Annotated in this window: 8 protein-coding genes; 6 read left to right on the top strand and 2 right to left on the bottom strand. The window is 36.3% G+C overall.

Going from position 1 to position 9,089, the window contains the following annotated elements; translation table 11 throughout:
* On the bottom strand, positions 1–638 hold a 638-nt coding region (locus tag D6734_06260), incomplete at its 3' end, for a PKD domain-containing protein (GenBank protein ID RMF95129.1).
* Positions 639–676: 38 nt separating this feature from the next.
* Positions 677–964 (bottom strand): DUF4398 domain-containing protein, encoded by a 288-nt coding sequence (locus D6734_06255; protein ID RMF95128.1) that lies wholly within the window; start codon positions 962–964, stop codon positions 677–679.
* Between the two features lie 202 nt (positions 965–1,166).
* Here D6734_06255 and D6734_06250 point away from each other — a divergent pair, with 202 nt between their 5' ends.
* The 6 genes from D6734_06250 to D6734_06225 form a co-directional block, all read left to right on the top strand.
* Entirely contained in the window at positions 1,167–1,892 is a 726-nt protein-coding gene (locus D6734_06250; GenBank protein RMF95127.1) for a hypothetical protein, read from the top strand.
* Between the two features lies 1 nt (position 1,893).
* Positions 1,894–3,108 (top strand): tetratricopeptide repeat protein, encoded by a 1,215-nt coding sequence (locus tag D6734_06245; protein RMF95126.1) that lies wholly within the window; start codon positions 1,894–1,896, stop codon positions 3,106–3,108.
* Between the two features lie 112 nt (positions 3,109–3,220).
* Entirely contained in the window at positions 3,221–4,123 is a 903-nt protein-coding gene (locus D6734_06240) for a hypothetical protein (protein ID RMF95125.1), read from the top strand.
* 21 nt (positions 4,124–4,144) lie between these two features.
* Positions 4,145–6,622: a type II secretion system protein GspD gene (gene gspD, locus D6734_06235; GenBank protein RMF95124.1), complete on the top strand. Its 2,478-nt coding sequence runs from the start codon at positions 4,145–4,147 to the stop codon at positions 6,620–6,622.
* Positions 6,623–6,642: 20 nt separating this feature from the next.
* Positions 6,643–7,974, top strand: coding sequence for a signal recognition particle protein (locus D6734_06230; protein RMF95123.1), 1,332 nt, complete (start codon positions 6,643–6,645; stop codon positions 7,972–7,974).
* Positions 7,975–7,999: 25 nt separating this feature from the next.
* On the top strand, positions 8,000–9,089 hold a 1,090-nt coding region (locus D6734_06225; GenBank protein RMF95122.1), incomplete at its 3' end, for a fibronectin type III domain-containing protein.

Below are 9,089 nucleotides of genomic sequence, written 5' to 3'. Positions count from 1 at the left end.
GCAAAATTGACATCGTGATAATTAATCTCGTTCAGGACTATTACTTCCGGAAGTCTCTTCTCGATTGTAATGCTTTTTGCTACAGGTTTGCCATCATAAAGGATATCTGAAACCTTCAAAGTTACATTGTATGTGCCTTCTTTCTCATATGTATGCTTTACAACTTTCCCCTTTGCTGTTGTGCCATCGCCAAGATCCCATTCATATGTAAGAGGGTCGTTGTCGGCATCTGTAGAACCGCTCCCATCTATGGTAACCTCATCACCTGCATAAGCTTTTGCCGGCAATGAAATAGCTCCAACAGGCGCGTGGTAGCGTTTAGGAGGTTTACATTCATTGTATGCCTTTTCAGCATCTGCCATCAATTTTTCTGCTTTTGCAAGCATCTCTGCAGACTTTGCTTTGTGATTTCCTTCTTCTACGATTTCGTGCGTAGCATTCTCTAAAAGCGCTTCTGCTTGTGCAAAGAGGCTCTCCCCTTCAGGGCAGTAATCTTTTCTCAACTTTGCCAATTCAGAAAGCTTTGCTTTGTCCGCATCAAGCTGTCCTGTAAGCTGAGCGGCACAACCGGCAAAAATAAATGCTACAGACACTACTAAAGCAATAATCCATAGCCTTGATAATAATCTGTCTATCATAATTTAATCCTCCAAATACAAAATATCATAACAAGTAATTACTTCGATTTTTCAAGTGCCTTATTTGCCTGCTCAACTGCCTTTGCCGCAAACTTGCGAGCTGCATCATAATCGTTTTCTTCCTTTTCATGCTTTGCCGCTTCAAGATATGCTTTTGCACTGTTGTATTCATATGCAGCTTTTACATCAGCCCCGGCTTCCCAAGCCTTGCTAAGCACATCTTCTGCTGTTTTAATTTCAGGCACATCGGCATTCAACTGCACACATGCTGAAAAAAACACTACTGTAACAGATAAAACAAGCATTAGAACAAAAAACTTTCTCATAATTTAACACCTCCTTCTACAATAAAAGTTACAGTTTCAAGTCCATCAATTATTAATTTTATAATGTTATGCATAAAAAGTGTCAACTTTAAAAAAAATAATTCACAATTTTATCAATCGATGCAGTAAGTGTTTAGAACTTCAATCAGAGAAAATATTATTGTTTGATTTCTTCAAAATGGCGTGCTAATGATTTAAATGTATGAAGAAAAATTCCATAAAAATATTCTTATCCATTCTTGTCTTGTATATATTTTTTCCCTCCTTTGCCATAGGAGGAAAATCTTATTTCTCTTTGAAAGACAAAAAAATCATCTTCGAGGCAGGCACAATAACAGATACAGCTATAATCAATGCCAAAAAAATCAAAAAAATGAAAGCAAAAGGCGTAAAGCCGCAGTCCGGAAAGGTATTTGATTCAACTGACCTGCCTTCCATAGAAATGTCGCTGACTCCTCTTACGAAAAAGAAAAAGCGACTTAAAATTATCTTCTCCTTTCTCCTTGAAAAGGATAAAAACCGACTTAAAGGAAAAATATATAATGTAAAGCTTCGCATAAAGAAAAATGGCAAGCCAAAAATAATCGTCCCACTTGATGAAGGAATTGAAAGAAGTGTTTTTTATAGAATCAAATCCCCTTCACTTCGGGAAAAAGGCATTAAAGAATCCCATAGTTGGATTGCCAACGATTCATCAGGACCTCTTCTTACTGACGGTGCAGGTACCCTCATATTCAACACAGAATTATTTAAGGACAACATTATAAACCATATAAATAAATCTTTTAATACAAACATTTCTGAACCTCATCTATCCGGCATTTTTAATATTACCATTTCAATCTTAGGCACAAATTTTGCTATTGAAACCAATTCAGGCAGTTTTAAAAAAGTCAAAATTTTCAAGGGGAAAATAGAAATTCAGTAAAATGATTAACAAAAGAGAAATTTTCCCTCTATCAAAATTCTTTAAGCAAAAAATCTGCATATTTTACCTATTTGTCTCACTATTATTTCTAATGCCCCTTTCCGCAAAGTGCGCTGATAACAGCTTCATTGACAGAGATATCAAAGCCGGAATCGATGCAATCTATAATCTGGATTTTGATATCGCCCACAAGCATATGGAAAAAGCAAGAAGAAAGAATCCTGATGACCCGGCACCATATTTCTATACTGCTATGATTTACTGGGGACAGCTTTTCTTCAATTATAATTTAAGTAAAGTTGATGAGCTTGACCAATGGCTTGATAAAACAATCGAAAAAGCTGAAAAGGAATTGAAGAGCGCGAAAGATAAATCAAAGGCATATTTCTATTTAGGCGGCGCATATGGATTCAAAGCAAGAGTTTCTCTTATAAAGCATAAGTGGATAAGCGCCTATCTAAATGCACGAAAGGGAACGAAAATGCTTCGAGAAGCAGTAAAAATCAATCCTAATAATTACGAGGCATATTTAGGGCTGGGGATGTATAACTACTTTGTCTCACGACTGCCGGGAGTCATCAAGGTGCTTGCATTTCTACTTGCTGTTAGCGGCGACAGGGAAAAAGGAATAGAACAGCTTGAACTTTGTGCAGAAAAGGGCGTCTATGGAGCGGCTGAAGCGCGACTGGTGCTTTCAAGCATATATATCTATTTCGAATATTCTCCTGAGAAAGCCCTGAAACACATAAAATACCTTGAAAACAAATATCCCTACAATCCAAGATTCATTTATATGGAAGGTATCGCCTATTCAAAATTGAAAAAAGAAAAAGAAGGATTATTAGCGGCAATGAAGATTGAAAACAATATCAAGAAAGGAATAAAAAATTTTACAAATATATGGAAAGGACGCACTGAATATCTGCGGGGTGAAATCTACTTTAAAACGGAAAAATATAATCTTGCTCTTCTTCACTACAACCTTGCAATTGCATCAAAGGAAAAACTGGAAAAAGAAGATTGGGTTGACCAATGGTCATATATGCGAATCGGTATGATTTATGATGTGATGGGAAAAAGAGAATTGGCAAAGGTTTATTATCGAAAAGTGCTTTCTATCAATGAAACTAACGAAGAAAATGTCTATATCAAGGATTATGCACAAAAATATCTATCCAAGCCATACAACCCTTCCGACAAAGACAAACTTGAATAAAATATTACGAAAAATCAATATGTTCCACTGCAAATGGGGACTTTTTTATCTTGACATTGGAAGGCGAAAAAAAATATTATTACGAGATTAAAGTTTATTTTATAATGTAAGAATGGAAATACTCAGAGAGCTCGAAAAGAATTTTTGGATTGTTTATCTGCTTCTAATAGCTATATTGGCTTATCAATTTGCAGATATTGCAGTGACGGTTGTAAAGTTGGAAACTGCATCTTCCTTCGGAATCCAAAATAAGGGAAAATCTAAAAATAAGGGAAATAATACAGAATCCTCCAACACTTCCTCAACGAAATACAGCAATATCATCAACAATGATATATTTAATACAAGCAAAAAAACTCCGGATGTAATAAAAACCGAAGAAACTTTAAAAGTAGATATCAACAATCTTGATTCAATTCCTCTCTCCAATTCGGGATTAGTCCTTCTTGGTACATCAACGAGCGAAAAAGGTGAAAAGATAGCACTTATAAAAAATAAATCGGAGGTAGCCGTCTATCATCTCAAAGAGCAAACACCGGCTGGAAAGATTGACAAAATTCTCAGACGTGCTGTCATCTTCAACAACAACGGCAAAGCGGAAAAAATTGTCCTCGATACGGCACCCCCTAAAATAAAAGAAGCAAAAGAGGCAAAGTCAACACAAGAAATTAAAGGGATAAACCTCTTCTCCGCCAAAGAAATAGATAAAACAATTAGAAGGTCAGATATTCAGTTGGAAAATATATCCGAATTGATGACACAAGTAAAAATGACTCCTTTCTATGTTGATGGAAGAAATTCCGGATTCCTAATATCACAAATAAAACCTGAAAGTGTATTTGCAAAACTTGGGATTATGAATGGCGATGTGATAGAAGAAGTCAACGGAAGAAAAATTGAAATTCCTGAAAAGGCATATGACCTTTACAAAGATTTGATGAATGAAGAGAAAATTTCTGTTATGATAAGGCGCAGAAACGAGCATATGGTCATAAATTATCGGTTAACTGATTAAACTCTAAAAAGAAGGGTATCAATGTTGAAGAAAATAAAAGAAAAAAGCGGAGTTATATATTATTTTATTTTTGTTTTATCTTTTTTATTTCTTTTCTCCATTACGGCTGAAGCCCAAAATGACAGCCCCGGGAAAAAACCGATACAGAAATTAAAAATTAAAAATATCAAAAATGCAGACAAACCCATAACAGCTACCAGAGTAAAGTCAGCTAAGAAAAAAACAGTTCGTTCCAAAAACACAAAAGCTCATAATTCTCCCCAAAAATCTAAATCTTCAAAGAACTCGAAAAGATACTCCTCGTATCCCTCTTCATCAAACATTACAAAAGAAGAAGATTATATAACTCTCGATTTCAAGGGAGAAATCAAAGACCTGATAAAAATGTTCTCCGAACTTATGGGGAAAAATGTAATCTACGATGAAACTTTCAGAGACAAGATTACAATCATAGCACCCAAAAAACTGTCAAAGGAGGAGGCATGGAATATCTTCCTCTCCGTCCTTGATTATCGTGGCTATAATATCGTTGAAAGCAAGGAGGCAATCAGGATAGTAAAAGCCCAATCAGCAAGGCAAAAGGCTATTGAAACGCTCTTCAAAGATGAAGAAGGAAAACTTTCAGATACTTCAAAATTGGTAACATATGTAACACATCTCAAATATGCTGAAGCAAATCAGATAAGAAGCGCTCTTGGGCAATTGATAAGCCCTCGTACAGGCAATATATCTGTATATGCACCAACAAATACCCTAATTATTACTGATACGGAAGAAAATATAAAAAGACTGCTTAAAATCATTGATGCAATAGATGTAGCAGGCCTTGAGGAAAGGCCTATCATATCAGTCATCCCCCTTGAAAACGCCTCAGCAAAAACTTTAGCCGCCGAATTAAGGGAAATTTTACAGGGAAGTTTATCATTCTCAGCAGGAGGGACAAAAACGCCAAAACCACCTCAAAGCGCCGGAGGAAGCTTAAAGGGAGTAAAAATTATACCTGATGAGCGTCTTAATGCGCTTGTCATTGTTGCTACTTTAGAAATAACGACACAGATCGAAGACCTTATAAAGAAACTCGATGCCCCTATTGAAAAAGGATCCAGCAAAGTAAATGTCTATTATCTGAATAATGCTGTAGCGGAAGATGTAAAGAATGCGTTGATGGGAATTATAAAAAACAGGCCTTCAATAGGAAAGCCGCCTGTGGGAAGGCCCGGCGGCGTTCAGCCGACTGCTCCTCTATTTGGAAATGATGTAATAATTTCAGCTGATAAATCGACTAATTCTCTCATAATTTCTGCTTCACCTGAAGATTATCAGTTACTTAAGAAAATTATTGCAAAGCTTGATATAATGAAGCCGCAAGTGTTCATAGAAGCGCTATTGATAGAAGTGAGCCAATCAAAACTAGTGCAGTTGGGAGTTGACCTCAATTTTCTGCAAAAACTTGAAACAATAGAAAACAACAATATAAGGGCGATCGGTTTAAGTAATATCAGTGGTTCCCTTGCGCAATTAATTGCCTCGTCAGCAACAGGCGGTGCTGGTATTCCCGGTCTTTCCCCGGGAGGTACTGTGGCAATAACAAAGGGTACCATCAAACTTGCCGATGGGACAGAAGTTTTGAATATAGGAGCACTGGCTACTGCCTTTGCATCTCAATCAGGAATCAATGTAATAGCTCAGCCACAGATTATTACAATGGACAATGAAGAGGCAAAAATTCTCGTCGGGGAAAATAGAAGATTCATCAAAAGTTCAACTATTGTGGCTGACACTGCAAATACAGTGAATACATTTGAGTTCAGGGATGTTGCTCTACAGCTTACAATAACTCCTCACATCAATAAAGAAGGTTTTGTAAGAATGGAAATTGAACAAACAGTGGAGAATGTTATTCCCGGCTCAGGCGCATCAGAACAAGGAGTTGAAACAAATAAAAGAGAAGCAAAAACAACTGCCGTTGCAAGAGACCAGGAAACTATTGTCATTGGCGGATTGATAAGAGAAACAAACACTCCCGGTATCGATAAAGTTCCATGTCTTGGAGATATTCCTCTTTTGGGATGGTTTTTTTCTAAAAGGACAAACACCAAAGAAAAAACCAATTTGCTGATTTTCCTAAAACCTACAATTGTTGATACCCCTGCACAATTGGCAAAACTTACAGCAAAGAAAAAAGATGTGGCAAAAAAAGCTCAAGAAGAAAATGAAAAAAGTAAAGACATAATCTACAGAACAATTATCGACGGCAATTATAAATTCTGGAAGAAGGAGAAAAAAGAGATTCCACTTTTAGATGAAGAATCCCCCATATTGAAGAAAGAAAGACTTGAAGCTGAGAAAAAGGCAAATAAAGATATGAATGAAGAAAAACTCTCTGATGAAAGTCTAAAAAATGATGAAGTTGAAATTGATAGCGAAAATGATTATAGAAATAAAAGAAATGAAATTCCTGTCTCCAATAAGCCAATTCCACAGGCGCCTGAAGACTGATTTTTGAGGAAATATTTCTTATGTTTGAAAACCTGTCGAAAAAACTTGAAGAAGCCTTTGCAAAGCTGAGAAAAAGAGGAAAGCTTTCCGAAGCTGATGTAAAGGCAGGCTTAAAAGAAGTAAAAATGGCTCTTTTAGAAGCAGATGTAAATTTCCGGGTTGTCAAGGATTTCATAAAAAAAGTAGAGGAAAAAGCAACCGGTCAAGAAATCCTTAAATCTCTGACTCCGGGACAGCAAGTAATAAAAGTTGTTAATGAGGAGCTTATCGGGCTTCTTGGAGAAAAAAACGAAAAATTGAGTCTTGAGAAAAGCAAAGGCATTTCAGTAATTATGCTTTTAGGATTGCAGGGGTGCGGAAAAACGACAACAGCTGTCAAACTTGCTTCTCTTTTAAAAAAGAATGGACATAATCCCTGTCTTGTCTCAGCAGACATTTACAGGCCTGCCGCAATAGAGCAGTTGAAAACTTTGGCTGAAAAGAATGGCCTTTATGTCCATCCATCCTCAACTTCAGAAAAACCGAAAGATATAGCACGCAGAGCATATGAATATTCCATTGAAAATAATTACGATATACTGATTATCGATACTGCTGGCAGATTACATATTGATACCGCCTTAATGGATGAGCTCAAAGAGATTGCAGAAAGCGTCCCTATTTCGGAAAAAATCCTTGTTGGCGACAGTATGACAGGACAAGATGCTGTAAATGTTGCCAAAGAATTTGACTTACAGATAGGCATTACTGGAATTATACTGACAAAAATGGATGGCGATGCAAGAGGCGGTGCGGCATTATCGATGAGGGCTATAACAGGAAAACCAATAAAATTTATAGCCACAGGTGAAAAGGTAGATGCAATCGAGCCCTTCTACCCTGATAGAGTTGCATCGAGAATTCTCGGAATGGGGGATGTATTAACGCTCATAGAAAAAGCGCAGGATGCCATCGATGCTGAAAAAGCGGCTGAGCTTGAAAAAAAGATAAGGGAGGAAAGCTTCACGCTGGATGATTTCAGAGAGCAGTTAATTCAAATAAAGAATATGGGACCTTTGGAGGAAATAATCAATATGATTCCCGGAATAGGAAATTTCAAAAAAATGGGGAATCTACAGGTAAGCGACAAAGAACTAAAAAAAATTGAAGCAATAATAAATTCGATGACAAAGAAGGAAAGATTGAACCATTCGATAATAAACGGAAGCCGCAGAAAGAGAATCGCTAAAGGAAGCGGGACATCCCTGCAGGATGTCAATAGGCTCTTGAAGCAGTTTGCACAAATGAAAAAGATGCTTAAAAGCTTCTCTTCAGGAAAATCCGGCAAAAGGATGATGAGGTTTCCTTTTTAGTTAAATAAATTAATCTGAAAGGAAAATGAAAAAAACTATAAAAATCATATTGTTGTTCATATTGATTCTTCCTTTGTTAGGCGCTGTCGGGCTTACTGGAGGCAATACTTCTGGATGTAAAAAGAAGAAAGACAAGAATACACGGATTGAAAAAGGAGATGTCAATGTTATCAGAAGAGGAAGTAAATACTATGTATATGGTGAAGTCAAAAATAAAAAAAACAAATGGTTATCAGGTGTAAGCGTAAAGATTTCTCTATTCGATGAAAATGGAGGAGAAATAACTTCAAAGATTGTCGATGTAATCGGCTTAGAACCGAGAAGGATACCTTCTTTGGATAATTCCATCAAAGAAAATGTAATCAAAAAAGGCAAGAAGGGTTATTTTGTGGCAGTATTTCCAAAAATCTCTCAAAGCGCCACTTCATCTCTTACAGAAACATTCTCAAAAAAGAGAAAAACTCTAAAACTGAGGGGAACAGGCAATCTAAAAATAAAGCCCAAAAAAGTTAAAGTGAGAAATAGAAAAATAAAAGGAAGAATCATCAATAATGCATCTATACCGCTCTGGGATGTAAAAGTATATGCTCTTGTAAAAAACAGTAGCGGTGACATAATCTCTTTTGAATCAGACTATGTAGGAAGTACAGAAGATATCAATGGAATTCCAAGAGATAATGTTTTAAATCCCAATGATGAAGATAGTTTTAACATAAACACAAAGATAGATGAAGACAATGTAAATGTAGGTGATATTATGCTGTGGGCAACATGGCAGGAAGATAAGCCATCGGCTCCTACAGCTCCTGAAGATCTTGTAATAACCACTACTACGGAAGGCAAACCTCTTCTTTCTTGGACAGACGCAAGTGATGATGAAGATGGTTTCAAGATATATAAGCGAAAGGAGAATAAGAATAATTACACTTTAATAGATACAATAAAAACAAGTGATAAAGAAGGTTCAGGAGGTATAGAAACATATGAAGATACTGATATAAAATCAGGTAAAACCTACTACTATGCTATAACAGCTTATAAGAAAGGGCGACCTTATCTTGACCAAAAAATACTTAACTCATCATTTTCTAATAAGGTAAAATTTACTGCACCTT

This window comes from Candidatus Schekmanbacteria bacterium (genome assembly GCA_003695725.1).
Classification (GTDB): domain Bacteria; phylum Schekmanbacteria; class GWA2-38-11; order GWA2-38-11; family J061; genus J061.
The sequence above is the reverse complement of the archived record's forward strand: the minus strand, read 5'-3'. Positions and strand labels throughout refer to the sequence as shown.

What these genes read in the sequence shown, in the direction of transcription:
- D6734_06240 (RMF95125.1), top strand. Translation starts at nt 3,221, where the DNA reads ATGGAAATACTCAGAGAGCTCGAAAAGAATTTTTGGATTGTTTATCTG.
- gspD (RMF95124.1), top strand. Translation starts at nt 4,145, where the DNA reads ATGTTGAAGAAAATAAAAGAAAAAAGCGGAGTTATATATTATTTTATT.
- D6734_06255 (RMF95128.1), bottom strand. Translation starts at nt 964, where the DNA reads ATGAGAAAGTTTTTTGTTCTAATGCTTGTTTTATCTGTTACAGTAGTG.
- D6734_06245 (RMF95126.1), top strand. Translation starts at nt 1,894, where the DNA reads ATGATTAACAAAAGAGAAATTTTCCCTCTATCAAAATTCTTTAAGCAA.
- D6734_06230 (RMF95123.1), top strand. Translation starts at nt 6,643, where the DNA reads ATGTTTGAAAACCTGTCGAAAAAACTTGAAGAAGCCTTTGCAAAGCTG.
- D6734_06250 (RMF95127.1), top strand. Translation starts at nt 1,167, where the DNA reads ATGAAGAAAAATTCCATAAAAATATTCTTATCCATTCTTGTCTTGTAT.